Source organism: Amycolatopsis sp. AA4 (assembly GCF_002796545.1).
In the GTDB taxonomy this organism is placed as follows: Bacteria; Actinomycetota; Actinomycetes; order Mycobacteriales; family Pseudonocardiaceae; genus Amycolatopsis.
This window is the reverse complement of record NZ_CP024894.1, coordinates 48956-66151: the sequence shown is the minus strand read 5'-3', so window position 1 is coordinate 66151 and position 17196 is coordinate 48956. Positions and strand designations below refer to the sequence as shown.

At 69.4% G+C, this 17196-nt stretch carries 15 protein-coding genes; 9 read left to right on the top strand and 6 right to left on the bottom strand.

Annotated elements, in window-relative coordinates; translation table 11 throughout:
- Positions 1-53 precede the first annotated feature (53 nt).
- On the bottom strand, positions 54-1655 hold the full coding sequence (locus CU254_RS00325; RefSeq protein ID WP_009071654.1) for a carboxylesterase/lipase family protein: 1602 nt from the start codon (positions 1653-1655) through the stop codon (positions 54-56).
- Positions 1656-1923: 268 nt separating this feature from the next.
- Positions 1924-3240: a helix-turn-helix domain-containing protein gene (locus CU254_RS00320; protein ID WP_009071653.1), complete on the bottom strand. Its 1317-nt coding sequence runs from the start codon at positions 3238-3240 to the stop codon at positions 1924-1926.
- A 334-nt stretch (positions 3241-3574) separates the two neighbouring features.
- On the opposite strand from CU254_RS00320, the gene CU254_RS00315 reads away from it, so the two are divergent.
- The 8 genes from CU254_RS00315 to CU254_RS00280 are packed head-to-tail and all read left to right on the top strand — an operon-like array spanning position 3575 to position 11206.
- A complete protein-coding gene (locus CU254_RS00315; protein WP_158687970.1) occupies positions 3575-4162 on the top strand; it encodes a toll/interleukin-1 receptor domain-containing protein in 588 nt (195 codons plus the stop codon).
- Positions 4163-4198: 36 nt separating this feature from the next.
- Positions 4199-6328 (top strand): hypothetical protein, encoded by a 2130-nt coding sequence (locus CU254_RS00310; RefSeq protein WP_009071650.1) that lies wholly within the window; start codon positions 4199-4201, stop codon positions 6326-6328.
- Positions 6325-7302, top strand: coding sequence for a hypothetical protein (locus CU254_RS00305; protein WP_009071649.1), 978 nt, complete (start codon positions 6325-6327; stop codon positions 7300-7302). Before CU254_RS00310 ends, CU254_RS00305 begins: the two co-directional genes overlap by 4 nt.
- 3 nt (positions 7303-7305) lie before the next feature.
- On the top strand, positions 7306-8325 hold the full coding sequence (locus tag CU254_RS00300; protein WP_009071648.1) for a hypothetical protein: 1020 nt from the start codon (positions 7306-7308) through the stop codon (positions 8323-8325).
- Positions 8322-9266: a protein kinase gene (locus CU254_RS00295; RefSeq protein ID WP_009071645.1), complete on the top strand. Its 945-nt coding sequence runs from the start codon at positions 8322-8324 to the stop codon at positions 9264-9266. The genes CU254_RS00300 and CU254_RS00295 overlap by 4 nt, the downstream gene beginning before the upstream one ends.
- The gene (locus CU254_RS00290; protein WP_009071643.1) at positions 9263-9964 is read left to right on the top strand and encodes a vWA domain-containing protein; all 702 of its coding nucleotides are present in this window, start codon (positions 9263-9265) and stop codon (positions 9962-9964) included. Before CU254_RS00295 ends, CU254_RS00290 begins: the two co-directional genes overlap by 4 nt.
- Positions 9961-10482, top strand: coding sequence for a hypothetical protein (locus tag CU254_RS00285; RefSeq protein WP_158687969.1), 522 nt, complete (start codon positions 9961-9963; stop codon positions 10480-10482). Before CU254_RS00290 ends, CU254_RS00285 begins: the two co-directional genes overlap by 4 nt.
- Positions 10466-11206 carry a zinc finger Ran-binding domain-containing protein gene (locus CU254_RS00280; RefSeq protein WP_009071640.1) on the top strand — a complete coding sequence of 247 codons (741 nt, stop codon included), beginning with the start codon at positions 10466-10468 and terminating at the stop codon, positions 11204-11206. The genes CU254_RS00285 and CU254_RS00280 overlap by 17 nt, the downstream gene beginning before the upstream one ends.
- Here CU254_RS00280 and CU254_RS00275 read toward each other — a convergent pair.
- The gene (locus tag CU254_RS00275) at positions 11190-12101 is read right to left on the bottom strand and encodes a LysR family transcriptional regulator (RefSeq protein ID WP_009071639.1); all 912 of its coding nucleotides are present in this window, start codon (positions 12099-12101) and stop codon (positions 11190-11192) included. The genes CU254_RS00280 and CU254_RS00275 overlap by 17 nt on opposite strands.
- Before the next feature lie 123 nt (positions 12102-12224).
- Here CU254_RS00275 and CU254_RS00270 point away from each other — a divergent pair, with 123 nt between their 5' ends.
- On the top strand, positions 12225-13214 hold the full coding sequence (locus CU254_RS00270; protein ID WP_037712083.1) for an NADP-dependent oxidoreductase: 990 nt from the start codon (positions 12225-12227) through the stop codon (positions 13212-13214).
- Between the two features lie 38 nt (positions 13215-13252).
- Here the strand turns inward: CU254_RS00270 and CU254_RS00265 are convergent, their stop codons facing one another.
- From CU254_RS00265 to CU254_RS00245, 3 genes are read right to left on the bottom strand one after another with little or no spacing between them, the layout of a single operon-like run.
- Positions 13253-13657, bottom strand: a complete 405-nt coding sequence (locus tag CU254_RS00265) for an OmpH family outer membrane protein (protein ID WP_009071635.1) — start codon at positions 13655-13657, stop codon at positions 13253-13255.
- A 9-nt stretch (positions 13658-13666) separates the two neighbouring features.
- On the bottom strand, positions 13667-16864 hold the full coding sequence (locus CU254_RS42820; protein WP_159396473.1) for a WXG100 family type VII secretion target: 3198 nt from the start codon (positions 16862-16864) through the stop codon (positions 13667-13669).
- Entirely contained in the window at positions 16864-17196 is a 333-nt protein-coding gene (locus tag CU254_RS00245; RefSeq protein ID WP_037712082.1) for a hypothetical protein, read from the bottom strand. Before CU254_RS00245 ends, CU254_RS42820 begins: the two co-directional genes overlap by 1 nt.

The following is a 17196-nucleotide window of genomic DNA, read 5'->3' as shown; positions in this document are numbered from 1 at the left end:
CGGCGGCAGGCACTGCCACTGGAGACCGGCTAAACCGCCCGATCAGGCAAGCTTTATCGGTGCTGGAAGGGAGTCAACGGGTTCCAGAGTTCCGCGCAGTGATGCTGCCGCGGGATCTCCGTCGTGAGCTGACTGTCTCCCGCCGCGTTGAGCGCCAGCACCACCGGCTTGTCCTTTGTGTACGGATCCCATTGCGGAGCACCGTCCACAGTGGGGTTTCCGGTGCGGGCGAAACCCGCCCACTGCGTCAAGATCTGGTCGGCGAGCACCTGTTGGTTGGGCGTCAACTGGACCCCGTCCGGGAACATCAGCTGCCATTCGGCGACATGGTAGGCGCCGTTCGGCTTGGCGGGGTCGACGAAGAACTGCGGCGGGATGTCGGTGTCATCGACCTGATAGGCGAAGACCGGAAGGTGCCGGGACAACCGCTCGTCGTTGAGCAGGGCGGGGCAGACCGAGTTGGAATCCGCGACGGCGGTTCGGTACGCGAGGTACGGGGCTGGCGCGGGGTAGCGCTTCAGCGGGTAGGTCTTGCGGACCTCGTCGGCGTGCTTTCCGTACTGTTGCTTCAGGAATTTCTCGTAATCGGCTGCGGTCTCGGCGGACGGCAGCTGAGTTTCGTCGCGGTCGACGCCGTGCATCAGCGTTACGCGATTGACCTGTCCGGTCGCGAAAGCCTCGGCGGGGGACATCGGCAGAGTCTTGCCGTCGACGATCGGCGCGACCGTGCCGTTGTCCGGGTTTCTCCCGTGGTCGGCCTGTTTGAGCACCGCTTGCGCGGGCAGCGCGCGCAGGCACGCGGCGGTCGAACAACCCAGTGCCGCGGCGAATCGTGCGCCCTTTTGCCGCGCTTGTTTCTCGGTGGGCAGGTTTGCTTTGCAGTCTTGCGTTTGCCAGATGATGTCGACGCCGAGCAGCGAGTTGTACTCGCCGCTTTGGCTGATTCCACGCTTGAACAGCCCAGCCGAGGTCGGCGAAGCGGTGTGGGCGCAGATGCTCGAACCGCCCGCGGAATCGCCGTAGATCGTGACGTTGCGGGGGTCGCCGCCGAACTTCGCGATGTTCCGTTGCACCCAGCGGAGCGCGGCTTGCTGGTCCTGGAGTCCGTAGTTGCCCGCGTGCGCCCCGAACGATTCGTGGGCCAGGAAGCCGAAAATCCCGAGCCGGTAATTGAACTCCACGCTGACGACGTGCCCCGCGGCCACGAGACGACTCGCGTCGGTCGGCTTCCACAGCAGGAATCCGCCGCCATGGATCTGCACCATCACCGGAAACGGACCGGGACCCGCGTTGTTGGGCACGCGCACGGTCAGATTGAGGCAATCCTCGTTGTCCGACCCCGGACCGGTACCCGGCGGCTGCGGACATTCGTTGCCCTCCGCGGTCGCGGGGAACGGTTCGGTCCAGGGCGCGGGACGCTGCGGCGCGGCCCAACGCAACTCGCCCACCGGCGGCGCGGCGTAGCGAATCCCTTGCCACGACGTGATTCCCGCGCCCGCGACACCGCACACCGGCCCGTCATCGGCGGGGACCGTCGTACCCGGCGAACACGCTGGCGCGCGCACCTTGCCCGCCAGCGCCGCCGATCCGGCCAGCGACAGCACCACCCCGACGACAGTCGCCAAGACAGCGGGCGCCTTTCCGCGGAATCTCATCCGTCCTCCTTCGCTCCCGCCTGGCCGGGGAGGAACGACGAGCAGCAACCACGCACCGAGGCGGTTTACCGGCATGGGCTCGACCGATGACCAACGGGGCCATCGCGGCGGGAACGGGTCCCGCGTGCCTTCAGTCTGGCGGCCGCGAGGGGAGGCACAACCTCCGTTCGGGCGCGCGAGAGGGGTCAAATTCCCGGGGACGATGGTCTTTTGCCAGGGAGCAAAGGCGGAAGAACGCGAGAAAAGCAGGAGGCATATCTGGACCCGGTTATCTCGCCGTGCTCAAGGCCGCGGTCAGCTCGGGACCTACGGCACGGACGTCCGGATGGGCGTGCCACCTTCGCAACACCACCGCCAGTTTCCGCAGATCGGTGCGGATTGTCGCGGAGCCGAGCTGGGCGAGCTGCACCAGCAGCGGCTGCGCGAGGCGGCACGCCTGCTCCAATTCGCCGGACGCCGCGTAGGCCAGGCACAAGCGCAGGCCGAACCGGGTGCGAGCGCGTACGGCGCTGAGCGGGATCCGCGCGAGTTCCCGGTCCAGCACTTCCGCTGCCTCCGCCGGGCGGCCGAGGTCGTAAAGGCACCAGCCGGTCGCGACCCCGACCGGATCGGCGACCTGCGACGTGCCGATCACCGGTCCGTCCGGCACGCCGTCGGGGTCCTGCAGCCAGGTTCGCGCCCGGTCCAGCGCCCGCAGGCAGCCATCCGGATCACCGGCGAGGGCGCGGCCTTGAGCTTCGCGCTGTGCCGCGAGCCCGAGTATCCGGGCCGGGACGTTTTTCCTTTCCTGCGCCTGTTGCGCGAGTGCGACGGTCTCCGCCCCGTCCCCCTGGTACATGGCGATCAGGGCTTGCCGGACCAAGGCGTAACTCGACAGGTAGTCATCGCCGGCGACCCCGGAGACACGCACCGCCCGCGCGGTCCACCAAGCGGCGGCAGCGTCGTCGCCGGACTCCTGGGCCATCCAGCCCGCGTACTCCGCCGTCCGTGCCGCCAGCGAGGCCACCTTCGGCAGAGCCCCGCCGGTGACCTGCGTGGCGAGCGTGCGCAACGCCTGCGCCTGCCCCACCACCATCGGCAGCACGACGTCCGGCGAAGAGGACTGGCCCAACGCCCGCGCGGCGTCGAACAAACGCCGGTGCTGGAGCAATTGCGCCTCGGCGTCCACGGCCACGACGCCGGTGCCGGACACCTTGAGCCCGGCGATCACCGCCATTCCGCCGAGCAGCACGTCCCGCCGTCCGACCGGATTGAACGAGCCGCCGCCCTCGGGCATCATCGTCATCACCCACACTTCCTCCTCGGTTGCCCCGGCCGCGGCCGGCCGGGCAGCCCGCTCGGTTTCCCCGGCGAGGTCGATCAGCTCTCCCCCGGCCCCCAGCACCGCGTCGCACTTCCGCACGAACTCCGGCGACGGCGCCTGCGCACCGGTCTCGACCCGGCTCACGTGGCCCTTGCTGTAGTAGAGCCGCCGGGCGAACTCGCTCAGCGAAAGCCCTTCGGCGATCCGCATCGCTCGCACTCTCGATCCGAACGTCTCCGGCACGGAAGACACCTGGCGCACCGCCCTTCGTCGGTTTCCCATCCTGCCCGACCGGCAATCCTCCGCCGAGCGGGTTAACGTTCCCCGCGACATCCGGAAACAGGAAACGATCAGTCCGTGCGGTGCGATTTAGACCAGGAATCGGATCATTCTGCGACGATTCCGTAGATCGTTACTGCACTGCCGCGACGGTAGTCAAAAGCTGGACAAAAGCGTCGCCGGCAAGAGGAAACAGGAAACGGTCCCCTACCCTCAAGTAGGTCTTGTCAAGCAGCCGTTCGGATGCCAAAGATTGCTCTCTGCTCCCCCGACCCTCCGCCCCGACCGGCCCCGAGCCGTGCCGCACGCGAGCGGACAGACCTGGAAAGGCCCCGCGTTGAACCAGATTTTCCTCAACTACCGCACGGTCGACGAACGGTTCGGCGTGGCGCTGCTCGACCACGAACTGTCTCGCGCGTTCGGCCCGGAAGCCGTCTTTTTCGCTTCCAAGTCGATCGAACTCGGCTCCGAATGGGAGCAATACCTGTTCGACGCGGTCAAGGCCTCGCAGGCCCTGCTGGTGGTGATCGGGAGAAATTGGCTGAACGCCGCCGACGAGGACGGGAACCGGCTCCTCGACGACCCGCGCGACTTCGTCCGCCGGGAGATCACCACCGCATTCGAGCTGGGAAAACGCGTTATTCCGGTACTGCTGGACACTCCCCGGATTCCGCGCGAGGAGCTGCCCGCGCCGCTTCGCCAGCTCGCCGACGTGCAAGACGCCCGAGTCCACTTCCGCAACGCCGTGCCCGACATCGACCGCCTCGCCACCCGGCTGGAGCAGCTCGTTCCCGAACTGCACCGAACCGCCTCGACCGGGACCGCCACCGCCGCGAAGTTCACCGCCCACGCGCACCAGGGCGGCGTGGTCAACCAGTACGACCGGGTCGACGTGCGCGGCGACTTCCACGCCGGACCGCGCTGACCGAATTCCCGAACCCGTTTCCCCCGGAGCTGACTCTTGAGCGAAGAGACTCCGGCCGAGGAAGCTCCGAAGGAGCCGGCGGAATCGCCGTCCCCTGAGCCCGCCTCGGCCGAAAAGGACCCCCCGCCGCCCTCGGACCGGGACCAGGCCGTGCACGACCTGCGCGGCCAGGCCTCGGATCTGCTGAACGTGCAGTTCAGCAAGATCGTCTCGGAAGCCGCCGGCAGGCTGCGAGGCGTCACGAACGTCAACATCTTCCACGAGGTGCACGCCGACGGCGACTTCCTCGCCGGGCCGGGCAGCCGGAGCACCGCGCGGCGGTCGGGCAGAAGCCGGGCTCAGCCGCAAGACCTCGCCGCGATCGAATACTTCGCGCCCCCGCCCGACTTCCAGGACTGCGTGGACCGGCTGCGCGACACCAACCTGCTGATCATCGCCGACGCGGCGAGCACCGGACGGTTCAGCCGCGCGCTGGCCGCCCTGCGGGAGGTGGTCGACGAGGACGCGGTGATCTACCGCCTGCCCACCTCGATCCTGGGCAACCCGAGCTGGCGGATTCCCCGGCCGCGCAGCGGATGCCTCGTCGTCGACCCGGACAACGGCGACGGCAAGTTCTCCGCGAGCAAGCTCACCGACGACTGGCTCGCGAAAACCGCCGAACGCCTGCAGGACGAGGGAAGCCACCTCGTGGTCGTGACCGGCCCGGCCGCCGGATCCCTTGCCACCGCGACGAAACGCGTCGAGTTCGTCGTCGAGGAACTCGAACTGCCGGATCCGATGGACATCGTGCGCAAGCGGCTGGACGGCGAGATTCCGTGGGCCGACCCCGAAACCCTCCGCGATCAGCTGGCCGCGGCCGGGGTGGAGGAACTGCTTGAAGAACGCGACAATCCGGAGTTCGCCGCTCGCGTCGCGCGCGCCGTGGTCGCCGCCGTCCGCGCCGGCGAGGATCTCGGCAAGGCGCTCGACAAACTGCGCGATCCGACCGGGCAGGTCCGGGAATGGCTCAGCCAGAACCCGGGCAGTGTGGACGTCGCGCTCGTCTTCGCCACCGCAGTGCTCGAAAACGCCAGCTATCTGCACGTCGCGGACGCGGCGATCGCACTCCATCGGCAGCTCAGCAACGGCAGTTCGGCGACGCTCACCCTGCGCTACCTCCGCAAGATCGTCGCCGAGCGCAGCTGGCTTGAGCTGGATTCCGACGAAGCCGGGGGCAGCGCCAGCCTGCGGTTCAAATCAGTTCGCCTGCGGGTCGCCGTGCTCCGCATCCTGTGGCTCGAGCTCGACGGCGCCCGCGAGAAAATCCTGACCTGGCTGAAAAATCTCGCCGACCACACGAACGTGGACGTGCGGGCCAGGGCGGCCCACGCCGCGGGCATCCTCGCGAACACCGATTTCGAGCACGGCGTGCACGGCTACCTGCTGCACTGGGCCACGTCCGAATCGCCGTTGCTGCAGCAGAGCGCCGCGTACGGGCTCAACGTCGCGGGGACGCAGAGTCCGGGCAACGCGGGCATCGCCTGGTCGTATGTCGAGCGGTGGGCGGAACTCGTCGGCGAGCCGAAGATCCGCAGGCTGCCGATCACCGCGGGCCTCGCGGTCGGCGGGCAGCTCGGCACGGAGAACCCCCGGCGGGCGTTGCGCGTCCTGCGCCGCCTCGTCCGCTTTGGCGACTGGGGCCTGCTGGAATCCGTCGCCGTCAGCACTCAGGCACTGCTCGAGTCCGGCTGCGCGGGGGAGGTGCTGCAGGCCCTGCTCGAATGGACCGAGCGTTCCGAGGACGGGGAATCCGAGGTCAAAGCCCTGACGATGTTCGCCTTCGCCGTCGAGCCCGAAGCCGGCCGCGGCGAGCGTCCGCTGCTGATGCGCGAAGAATCCCGGCACCGGGAAGTGCTCTCCGAACTCTGGGGGCGGGCGTTGGCCAACTCCGCGGCCCGGGGCCTCGCCGAGGACGCGCTGCGGTCGTGGGTCCGCATCTGCGACCGCGACCGTTCGACCGCGGAACCCGTACTCAGCGTGCTGGCTGGAATCGCCGACCGCGGGACGAGCGATTTCGAACGGATCCTGCACCTCCTGCGCGGCTGGGCGAGCGACCCGCACGACCCGTCGGACCAGGCCGCCGAATTCCACGACACCCTGCTCGACCTCGAGGAAGAAGCATCATGAGCACGTACAACCCGGTCCTCAGCTGCGTCGAAGTCCGCCGGATGCGCCTCGGCGCCCCGCTGCGCTCGCCCGAGCTCGGCGTCGCGATGGTCCTGGAGCGGGCCGCCGGCGCGCCGATCGTCGTCAACCACGGCGAACGCGTGCCGGACGCCCGGACCGGCAACTACCGCCGGATGCATCTGATCGACGTGGCCACTCGCGGCCTGTCCTTCGCGATCCACGTGGCGAGCAAAGATCCGGCCTTCACCTTCCGCGTCACCGTCGAGTTCGCCTGCCAGGTCACCGATCCCGTCGCCATCGCGCTGAACAAGGTCACCGACATGACCGCCAGCCTGCTGCCGTCGCTCACCGGGATCGTCCGCGAGGCGGCGGCCCGGTTCGACGTGCTGGAACCCGCGGCGGCGGCGAGCGCGATCTCCTCCCGGCTCAACTCGGCGCGCGATTCGCCCGCCGTGCGGCTCAGCGCCTACTCGGTGTCGGTCTCGATGGTCGACAACGAGGATTTCGTGACCGAGCAACGGAAAATCCGCGTGCGCAAGCTGTCCTACGACGCCATGCGGCCGATCGCGGGCGGCACGCGCGAGGACATGCTCGCCCACATCATGTCGATCGACGACGGCGACCCGATGGCGCTTCTGGACCGGGAACGAGCCGACCGCGCCGCCGAGATGAAGGCCAAGATCGACGTGCTGCGCGCCTTCACCGGCGCCGACATGGAGGACTTCAGCATCTCCGAGGTACGCGAACAGGTCCTCGGCGAGTTCTTCGACCGCAGCAAGGCCGTACCCGGCAAGCGGCGGAAACTCCGCGACAGCCTCGAATCCCGCGCCAAAGCGGAAATCGAAGAAGCCAAAGTCGTCGAGGGCAACGTTCCCCCGGCGAAGGACACCGCCGAGGACGAGGTGCCGTCTTCGAAACGCGCCAGCCGGCTGCGCGGCACCCTGCGGCCGGCCGAGCCGGAGAACGAAAGCTGAGGCATGGACGTACCTCCCGGTGCGCGAGGCGGCGCACGCCTCTGGCACTACACCGAAGAAGCACTCGCCGCGGTCGCGGTGTGGACGGAACGGATCCCGGGGAAGGGCGAGGACGCCGACCCGCTCGTGCTCCTGCACCGGCCGTCGAGGTCCGGGCTGCTCGCCGTCTTCGACGGGGTCGGCGGCGCGGGCCGGGCCCCGGCGGGCCGAACGCCGTCCGGGCAACTGCGCACCCAAGCCTGGCTCGCGTCCCGCCGGGCCCGCGCGCTCGTCGAAGAGTGGTTCACCGACGCGCGGGCGAACATCGCCCCGCACGTGCTCGCGGCGCATCTCGGCAACCGGCTGGGCGCCGGCGTGCTGCGCCCGCGAAGGATCCGGGGGAAGCTCCAGCGCGAACTTCCGACCACCTTCGCCGGGTTGGCCTTCGAACTGGCCGACGGACAGGTCTCGTGGCACGTGCTGTGGGCCGGGGATTCCCGCTGCTACGTAGCGGAACCCCGCGCCGGACTGCAGCAGCTCAGCCTCGACGACGCCGAGCCCGGCGACGCGCTGGAACTGCTGCTGCAAGACCCGCCGATGACCAACCTGGTCCAGGCGGGCGGCCCGTTCCAGATCCACGGCGGCCAGGGAACCGCCCGGCTGCCGTGCCTGCTCGTCACGGCGACCGACGGATTCTTCGGCTACGTCGGCACTCCCGCGGAGTTCGAGCACGCGCTGTGGGAGACGTTGCTGAGCGCGCAGGACGAGCTGCACTGGTCGATTCTGCTCACCGAGAAGGTCCAGTCCTACACCCAGGACGACGCGTCGATCGCGATCGTCGCGCTCGGGTTCGAGGATTTCGCCGCCGTCCGCGCGAGCTTCCGGACCCGGTTCGACCGGCTGCGCGAAGAACACGCCGAACCGATGCGCCGGGCGGCCGCGGGCGGGCGGACCGCCTTGGTCGAAACCAGAACTCGCTCCTGGCTCGCCTACCGCGGGCACTACGAACGACGGCTTCCCCCGCGAGAAAGGAACGGCTCGTGAAACTCGGCTCGGCGGTGCGGGGCTACGAGATCGTCACGCGCCCGTCGAACGCGAACGCCGGCAAATGCCTGTGGGCGTTCGCCCGCAAGGACGGCAAGGAATTCTTCGTCAAGGAGTTCCTCGAGCCCAAACGCCCGCGTCCGGACTCGATGGGCTCGGTCGAGGACAAGAAACGCCGCCTCGCCGCCTGCCGGAAATTCGAGCAACGGCACGAAAAACTGTCGCGGATCCTGCGCGCGGACCATCCGCACGCCGGAAATCTCGTGCTGGCGAAGGACTTTTTCGCCGAAGGGACGCGCTACTACAAGATCACCGACCGGATCGACCCGGTGGACGTGGCTCCCGCGGACCTGGCCCCGCGCGATCGCGCCATCCTGTTGCACACCCTCTGCGAGAGCGTCGCGCTGCTGCACGAGCACAAGATCGTCCACGGCGACCTCCGGCCGGAGAACGTGCTGATCCACCGGCCGCCGCGCAGCGATCTGCACATCGCGAAACTGATCGACTTCGACGATTCCTACGTTTCGGGCGCACCGCCGAAAGCCGGGGAGGTCGGCGGAAACCCGTACTACGGCGCGCCGGAATGGCTCAGCTATCTGCGCGGCGAGCGGGGCGTCCGGTCGTCCCAGCTCACCACCGCGGCGGATATTTTCGCGCTGGGACTGCTGATCCACACTTATGTGGCCGGCACCCCGCCCGAGTTCCCGGCGGAATTCGAATCCCCCGCCGCGGCGGTCCTCGCCGGCGCCGACCTGAAACTCGACCCGGCATTGCCGGAGGACTGGGCGGAATTGCTGTCCGGCACGATGCGGGACCGTCCGTCGGCCCGGCCCGCCATCGACGACGTGCTTTCCCTGCTGCGCGCGCAGCATCAGCCGGCCGCGCGCAGCCGGGTCCGGATCAACCTCACCGGCCGCGTTCCAGCGAAAGGAAACCGATGAGCCAGCAAACCGCGACCGATCTCGGCTACGCCGTCGACATCGTGTTGTGCATCGACACCACGGCGAGCATGCAGCCGATCCTGGACAACGTGAAGGAGAGCGCGCTGACCTTCCCCGGCAGGCTCATGCAAGAGATGGCCGACAAGGGCAGGCGGATCCGCAGCCTGCGCTTGAAGGTCGTGGCGTTCCGCGATTTCGGGGACCGCGCCGACGACGCCTTGGCCGAGACCGAGTTCCTTTCCGTCCCCGCGAAGGTGGACGAGTTCGAACGCACCGTCCGCGCACTGCGTCCGGTCGGCGGCGGGGACGAACCCGAGTCCGGGCTGGAAGCGCTCGCCGTCGCGATGCAGTCCGAATGGGAGACCGGTCTCGACCGGCGGCGGCACGTGATCGTTCTCTTCACCGACGCGCCCGCGCACCGGCTCGGCGATCCGCGGCAACGCGGCGCGGCAGGCTACCCGTCCTCGATCCCGGGTTCGCTGGACGAGCTTTTCTCCTGGTGGGGCCACGCCCAGCAGCGCGGAGCACGCATGGAGAACTCGGCCAAACGGCTCCTGCTCTTCGCCCCCGAGGCCTATCCGTGGGAGGACATCGCCGACGACTGGAACAACACGCTCTTCTTCCCGTCCACCGCGGGCGAAGGGCTCGAGGAATGGGAAATGGACCAGATCATCGCGACGATCGCGAGCAGCCTTTGAGCAGGCGCTTCCGCTGGCCGAGCCGACGCCGCCAGGCGGTGCCGCCGCCGGCGCAGGCTCCCCCTCGTCCGCTGCCGCCGCCGATCGAAGGGCCGGACGTCGTGCTGTACCGGGACCGGGCGTTGCTGATCATCAGCGAACGCCCGCGCCCGGGGACTCCGCAGGCGGTGTTCCGGGTCCCGGTCCGCAACTGCACCGCGGCGGCGCTCTCGGTCGAACCCGGGCTGGCGGGCCAGGAACTGCTCCGGCTGGACCTGACCGCGCGCTGGGGCCGGGACGCACTGGTCGAACTCCCGATGTGGTTCCCGGAGCGGCACCGGATCTTCCTGCAGAGGCTGGTCGACGAGGTGACCGCGGTGGGGCACCACGGTTCCGCTCCCCCGAGGCCGCCCGCGCCGCCGTCGGCTCCGGTGCTCGCGCCGCTTCCGGTCCGTCGCGCTCCCCGCGACGAGAACTGGGTGACCTTCCGCTCCGGAGACGACGACGAGGTGGTGGTATTCGATGCCGGACAAAGCTGATTGGTCGTGCGACTCCTGCCATACGAACAACTACGCACAACAGTCGACGTGCCGGGTCTGCGGCCGGGAAGCCGGCAGCGCGACCGGAGAACTGGCCCTGCCCGACCATCGTCCGCTCGCGATCTCGGCCGAGGAAACCGTCGCGTTCGTGGAATCCAAGCACACCGAAGCGGAGCGGCCGACGATCGCGCTGGCCCCGAAACCCCCGCCGCCGATGCGGCCGCCTCCGCCGAAGGCCCTGCCGAAGCCGCCGTCGTGCACTCCGCGCCCGTATGTCCGGCGCCGGAGGAAACGGCGGGTCTTCCCGTGGGTGATGCTGGGTGTCTTCGGCTTCCTGGCCCTCGTGTACGGCAGCGACTTCCTCGCCAACCTCGGCTCGCAGTTGCGGCAACCCCCGCAAACCTCGGCCACGGCACCGTGCCCGGCCGAGGCGGCCCAGTGGCTTCCCGACTCCGGAGCCGGAGCGAGTTTGGTGGCCAGGTACGACACCGGCAAGCACCTCGTGACGATCTGCGTCGGCTCGGACGGTTCCTACCGCTACAACGGCCAGATCAAGGGCAAACCGGTCACGGCGGAGAACCACGTCTCGCTTCCGGCCGACAAGACTTCCGCCGGATTCACTGCTTCCAACGGCGATTACCACTACGAGATCTCCGGACTCGACCTGACGGTCCGGTACCGCGACCGGGTCATCGGCCGGGAACAGCTCACCCCGGTGCGGTAAGGCCGGTCTCCTCGACCGCCTGCAACTCGGCCACCGCGCGCAATTCCCGGACCAACTCGCGCACCGCGAGGGATTGCGCACCCGCGTAAGTCGCGACGTATCCGATCCGCCGCGTGGGCGGGTCGGCGATCGGGGTGACCGAGACGCCCGGCGGGGCGGCGGCGAGCGTGAGTTTCGGCAGGATCGCCATGCCGATCCCTTGCGCCACCATGGAAAGGACCACCCCGTCGTCGGCGACTTCCATTTTCGTGGAAGGCAGCCAGTCCTGCCGGGCCCACCAGGAGCGGGTGTAGGAGGAGCAGTTTTCCGGCCAGTCAAGCAGCGGCAGGCCGCGCGGTTCGGGCTGGTTTCCTGGGTTGACCAGGAAGTACGGCTCCCGGAACAGTTCCCCGGCGACCAAACCGGTCGGTGGGGTTTCGTCCTCGCCGAGGGTGGCGATGGCGACGTCCGCGCGGCCGTCGGCGACCTCGCCCGCGGTGCCGCGGCCCAGTTCGGGGACGATCAGGACCTGCGGGTGCAGACCGGAATGCTTGGCGGTCAAGCGTTCCAGTGCCGCGGGCAGGAGATGTGCGGCGGCGCTGCGGAAAGCGGCGATGCGCAACGGACCGGTCAGTGCCCCGGCGGCCGCGCCTCGGGCTTCCGCGCGAAGGACGTCGAGTTGGCGCAGGATCAGCCGGGCGTGCACGAGTGCGCGGGCACCGGCCGCGGTGGGTCGGGCGCCGGTGCGGCCGCGGTCGAACAGGATGGCGCCGACCTTGCGTTCGCAGGTCCGGACGGCGTGCGAGACCGCGGACTGAGTCAGGCTCAGCTCGGCGGCCGCGGCGGTGAAGCTGCCGGTGCGCTCCACCGCGAGCAGCAGGCGCAGCTCGCCCGGCGTGAGGTCGACAGCATCCATGCGGCCAGCCTAGCTGCCACCATGAGCGAGATTCATGGATCAAGCCGGTCCATCGATCCGGAGATCTGCCCGAGTGGCGTTGTCACGCTTAAGTTGCTGGTCAGAGCCAACCAAGGAGATCCCGTGTCCCTGACCGCCGTCCGCCAGGTCCGCCGCCCCGAGGGCGCGCCGAGTGCCGCTGATTTCGAGTTCGTCACCCAGCCGCTGCCGGACCTCGCCGACGGACAGGTGCTGGTCGAGAACCGTTACCTGTCCGTCGATCCGTATATGCGCGAGTTCATGGAGTGGGGTGGCTGGGAACTCGGCGCGGGTCTCGAAGGACGCACGATCGGCGAGGTCGTCGAGTCGAAGGAGCCGACGCTGCCGGTCGGCACGACGGTGTTCCACCGGCACGGCTGGGCGACCCACGCCGTCCTCACCACCGCCGACCTCCGGACGATCACCCCGGCGGACGGCGTTCCGCTCAGCGCCTACCTGGGCATTCTCGGTGGGACCGGGCTCACCGCGTACGTCGGCCTGACCCGGATCGCGCAGGTCCGTCCCGGCGACGACGTGTTCATCTCCGCCGCGGCCGGTGCGGTCGGCAGCGCGGCCGGACAGCTCGCCCGGTTGCTTGGCGCACAACGGATCGTCGGCAGCGCCGGGTCCGCGGCGAAGGTCGAGCACCTAACTCGCGATCTCGGTTTCGACGCCGCCTTCAACTACCACGACGGCCCGGTCACCGATCTGCTCGCGAAAGCGGCTCCGGACGGGATCGACGTGTATTTCGACAATGTCGGCGGCGATCACCTGGCTGCCGCGATCGACGCCCTCCGCGACCACGGCCGGGTCGCCTGGTGCGGTTCGGTCGCGCAGTACAACAGTCTGCGCACGCCACCGAGCGCGCCGCACAACCTGTTCGACGTCGTCGGGAAAAGCCTTCGGATCGAAGGGTTTCTGGTGCGCAATCACCTGGACGCCCGCGAAGAGTTCGAGGAATTCGTGGTCCCGCACGTCCGCAGCGGGCGAGTGCTGGTGAATGAGACTGTGGCGGAAGGGTTTTCCGGCATCGTGGACGCGTTCATCGGGATGCTGTGCGGGGAGAACGTCGGGAAAATGCTCGTCCGGGTCTGAACCGGGAGGGGCCGCGCAGCCCCTCCCGGTTCAGGACCTCAATCGCGCCAGCGGTTGTTGAGGAAAGCGTCGTCGTCCTCGTCGTCCTCCACCGGACGCGGGCGGCGCGCCGGACGACGCGGTGCCTCGGTCCGCAGGGCGGGCTGGTTCGGTGTCACCGCGAACGGGGAGGCCGAACCCGGCTCGTTGCCGAACTCGTCGGAGTCGAACGCCGAGGGCGGGTCGGTGCTCGGCCGGTCCGTGCTCCAGCCGGACTTGGTCTTGCGCTTGCCCAATTCCCGCCGGTGCTGGACGTACCGTTCGGCCGCCTGCACCTGCTTGGTCATGTACTCCTGGGACTGCGCCTTGATCTCCTCGGCCTTCTGCTCGCGCAGCGCCCGGCGATCGGCCTGCTCCCGGACCAGCGCGTCCAGTTCGGCCTTCATCGCGGCGGTTTCGCTCATGCGTCCCTCCTACCTGGTCCGGATGATCGGCGCGTCGTCGTCATCGTCGAGTGAACCAGTGATCCGGCTGGCGGGTTCGGCGAGGTTGTCGAAGACCGCGCCCTCCACGCGGTACGCCGCGCGCCGCTCGGTTTCGCCACCGCCGCCACCGCCGCCGTGTCCGCCGCCCATCGCGCCCATGCCGGGCATTCCGGCGCCACCGGGCTGACCCCCGCCGGAGTGGTCGCCCGCGGGTTGCGAGAACCCGCCGCCGGTGTGGGTACCGGACACGGGCGTGCTGTCGACCCCGACTACGGGCCCGCCGTGCAGCGGAGCACTCGGGATACCGGCAGGCACGCCGGTGTGCGAAACCTCTGGTCCCGGACCGCCCTGGATCGGATGGCCCGGCGCGCCGCTCGGAACGCCGTGGTCCAGCGGCTGGACCGGTTCTCCCGCGTGGTGTCCGCCGCCGTGCGACGCTCCCTGCCCGGGGCCGTCTCCCGCCGGATGCGCCGGGTCGCCTGCCGGATGCCCGCCGAGCGGGTCGCCGGTGTGCGAGATTTCCGGGCCCGGGCCGCCTTCGCTCGGACGCCCGACGGGGTGGCTGCTGGGCGAGGCACCGCCGTGCCCGGGACCGTCGGGTCCCTTGTGGTCACCGGGGTGCTGGCCAGGACCGTCGCCCGCGTGGTGGCCGGTGCTGTCGCCGGGCATCTCCGGACCATGGTCGACCGGACGCGTGCCGTGCGGCTTGTCCTCCTCGCCGAGGGTGTAGGTCGTCGGGTTGCCCTTGCCGTCGTCGACCGTGACGACAGTCGGCCCGTTCGGCCCGTCCGGACGCTCGGCGGTGATCTTCGTGTCGCCGTCGCGGAGGTGGATCTTGCCGTCCGGACCGGGGTGGTGGACCTCGTCGCCGTGCTGACCGTCCCCGCCGTCGTGCGCGGACTTGTCGTCGGACCAGTCGATCTTGAAGTCCTTGACGGGCCCGGAGCCCTCGCCGATCTTGATGTCCATCTTGCCGTCGTGATCCGGCTCGGACATCTCGAACGTCTTGTCGCCCTGCTTGACCTTCAGGACCTCCCGGCCGTCCTCGTCGGGCTTGCCGTCGTGGTTCTTGTCGTCGTCGGGCTTGCCGTCGCCCGGCTTGCCGTCGTCGCCACCTGGGCCGCCGTCGGCGGGGTCGGTCTTGATCGGCGGGCCGTCCACCGGACCGCCGCCGCCGGGCGAACCGCCGCCGCCCTTGTCGCCGGGAACCTTGTCGTCCGGGCCCTTGCCGTCGGAACCCTTGTCGTCCGGGCCCTTGCCGTCGGGGCCGGGCGAACCGGGTTCGCCGCCGCCCGGTCCGCCGAGGGGAGCGCCGCCGTGACTGCCCTGCGAGTCCTTCTTCAGCGACTCCATCGCGGCTTCGGCCTTTTGCTTCGCCTCCGCCTGAGCCTTCTGCTTGGCCTCTTCCTCGGCCCGCTGCTTGGCTTCTTCCTCGGACTGGCCCTGGTCCGGCCCCCCGGAACCGCCCGAGCCCGAACCGGAACCAGGCCCGCCGGAGCCGGATCCGCCGCCGGAGTCGGTCTTGATCGGCGGGCCGTCCACCGGACCGCCGCCGCCAGTCCCGCCGCCCGAGCCCCCGCCGAGGGGACCGCCGCCCGGCACCTCGGACGGGACGTCGAGGTCGGGAACTTTCCCGCCGCCTCCGCCGGATCCGCTGCCGGAACCGCCACCCGAACCGGATCCGCCGCCGGTGCCGCCTCCCGTACCGCCGCCAAAGCCGCCGCCCGCGCCGCCGGAGTGGTCGCCCTGCGGAATGTCCGAACCGGACCCGCCGCCAGTGCCACCCCCAGTGCCGCCACCGTGACCGCTGCCGGAACCACCGCCGTAGCCACCCTGGCCACCGCCGTAACCGCCCGGACCCTGACCGCCAGAACCCGGACCGCCAGAACCCGGACCGCCGCCTTGGCCGCCCCCGCCCGGCCCCTGACCGCCACCGCCAGGACCACCGCCACCAGGCCCGCCGGGACCACCCGAGCCCCCGGCCCCGCCAGCTCCGCCGTCCGTGGCGCCCTCGAACTTGTTCTTGAGCTTGCCCATCTCCTTGTCGAGGGCGTCGTAAGCCTTGTCGACGAGGTCCTTGGCGTCCTTGCAGGCCTTCTCGAACCCCAGGTAGATGGTGTCCCACATGTCGGGGTTGAACTGGTTCATGATCCACTGCTTGGCGAGGTCCTTGCCGTGGCTCTGGATCTCGTCGTCGTCGCAGCAGCCCTGGTCGTTGAGGGTGTCGACCAGGTTGGTGCCGAAGTTGTAGTCCATCCACCCGGCGATCTGGGCCAGGTCGTTGACGCTGCCGTGCTCGCCGTTGGCGACCGCGATGACCTTCTGCGCCATCGTGTAATCAGCCTTGCCGACCTGGTCGCGGTACAGGGCGATGACCTGGTCGGCCTTCCCCTTGCACAGGTCGAACAGCGTCTTCGTGGTGTGCAGCGTCGCTTCGCTGGCGTGGCTGAGGTCCTCCCCCAGCTTCGCCGCCTTCTTCTGGATGCTCTCGTTGTACCGGTCCGACGCCGCGTCGGCACCGGCGCCGGTCCAGGTCCCGAACAGGGTGCCGAGTTCGGTCCCGGTGTCGGTCAGCGTCGCCTTCACGGTTTCCGAGCCGTGCTTGAAATGCATGGCGTCGTTGACGAAACTCTCGAAGCTGATCCCGCGCTGCTCGTCGAACGGACCGCGGATGTCCTTGTCGAGGTCGAGCTTGCGCGTGTTCCCCTTGCAGTCGTCGGGGATTTTCTCGAGCAGCCCGCCGAAGGTCTCGAACACTCGCAGCGCGGCGGCCGCCGGGTCGAAGAGTTCGTCGGAAGTCTTGGTGCCGGTGGCCCCGGCGTCCTTGCCCTCGCCGGGCGCGGGCGGCTGCTTCTTGTCGAGCTCGCCCTTGCCCTTGTCGACTTCCTTCTTCTTCTCGTCCTGGTTGTAGCTGTTCTGCTGGCCCTTCCGCCGGGCCTCCTCGTAGATCTCGTCGAGTTTCGGGGCGCCGCCCGGCATTTCGAACGGATTCTTCGGGATGGTGATGAACGTCCGCCCGTAGGCCTTGAGGTACTTCTCGACGTCCTTGCCCTCGTCGCCGCCCGGGTTCGGATGTTCGTTGACCCACGCCCGGAGCAGCCCGTCCTTCAGCTCCGGCGGCACCGCCGAGTTGTCGAGCAGCGCCTTGACATCCGGCCACGTCTTCGGCTTGTTTTCGTCCGCCATCAGAGAATCCCGTCGACGCCGTTGCCGGTCTTGTCGATCGTGCCGGCCTGGTTGTCCTCGTTCTTGCCGTACGCGGACCCGGCGGTGCCGATGTTCGTGCCGAACGCTTCGAGAGCCTTGCTGTACCCGGAGAGCGCGCCCCACAGCTGCTTGGCGCCCTCGAGGTACTTGTCGGCGTGCGCCTGGTGCACGCGCCCGAACTTCTCCTTGGTCAGCTCGGAGTTTTCCAGGTCCGGATTGTCGTCAAGGAGTTTCTCCGCCAGGTCACCGATGTTCTTCGACGCCTTCGACAACGCTTCGGTTGTCGCGGTGTACCCGCCCCCACCGCTCAT

Excerpts from the sequence above, each read along its gene's own strand:
- CU254_RS00325 (WP_009071654.1), bottom strand. The coding sequence starts at position 1,655 with ATGAGATTCCGCGGAAAGGCGCCCGCTGTCTTGGCGACTGTCGTCGGG.
- CU254_RS00320 (WP_009071653.1), bottom strand. The coding sequence starts at position 3,240 with ATGGGAAACCGACGAAGGGCGGTGCGCCAGGTGTCTTCCGTGCCGGAG.
- CU254_RS00305 (WP_009071649.1), top strand. The coding sequence starts at position 6,325 with ATGAGCACGTACAACCCGGTCCTCAGCTGCGTCGAAGTCCGCCGGATG.
- CU254_RS00300 (WP_009071648.1), top strand. The coding sequence starts at position 7,306 with ATGGACGTACCTCCCGGTGCGCGAGGCGGCGCACGCCTCTGGCACTAC.
- CU254_RS00290 (WP_009071643.1), top strand. The coding sequence starts at position 9,263 with ATGAGCCAGCAAACCGCGACCGATCTCGGCTACGCCGTCGACATCGTG.
- CU254_RS00280 (WP_009071640.1), top strand. The coding sequence starts at position 10,466 with ATGCCGGACAAAGCTGATTGGTCGTGCGACTCCTGCCATACGAACAAC.
- CU254_RS00275 (WP_009071639.1), bottom strand. The coding sequence starts at position 12,101 with ATGGATGCTGTCGACCTCACGCCGGGCGAGCTGCGCCTGCTGCTCGCG.
- CU254_RS00265 (WP_009071635.1), bottom strand. The coding sequence starts at position 13,657 with ATGAGCGAAACCGCCGCGATGAAGGCCGAACTGGACGCGCTGGTCCGG.
- CU254_RS42820 (WP_159396473.1), bottom strand. The coding sequence starts at position 16,864 with ATGGCGGACGAAAACAAGCCGAAGACGTGGCCGGATGTCAAGGCGCTG.
- CU254_RS00245 (WP_037712082.1), bottom strand. The coding sequence starts at position 17,196 with ATGAGCGGTGGGGGCGGGTACACCGCGACAACCGAAGCGTTGTCGAAG.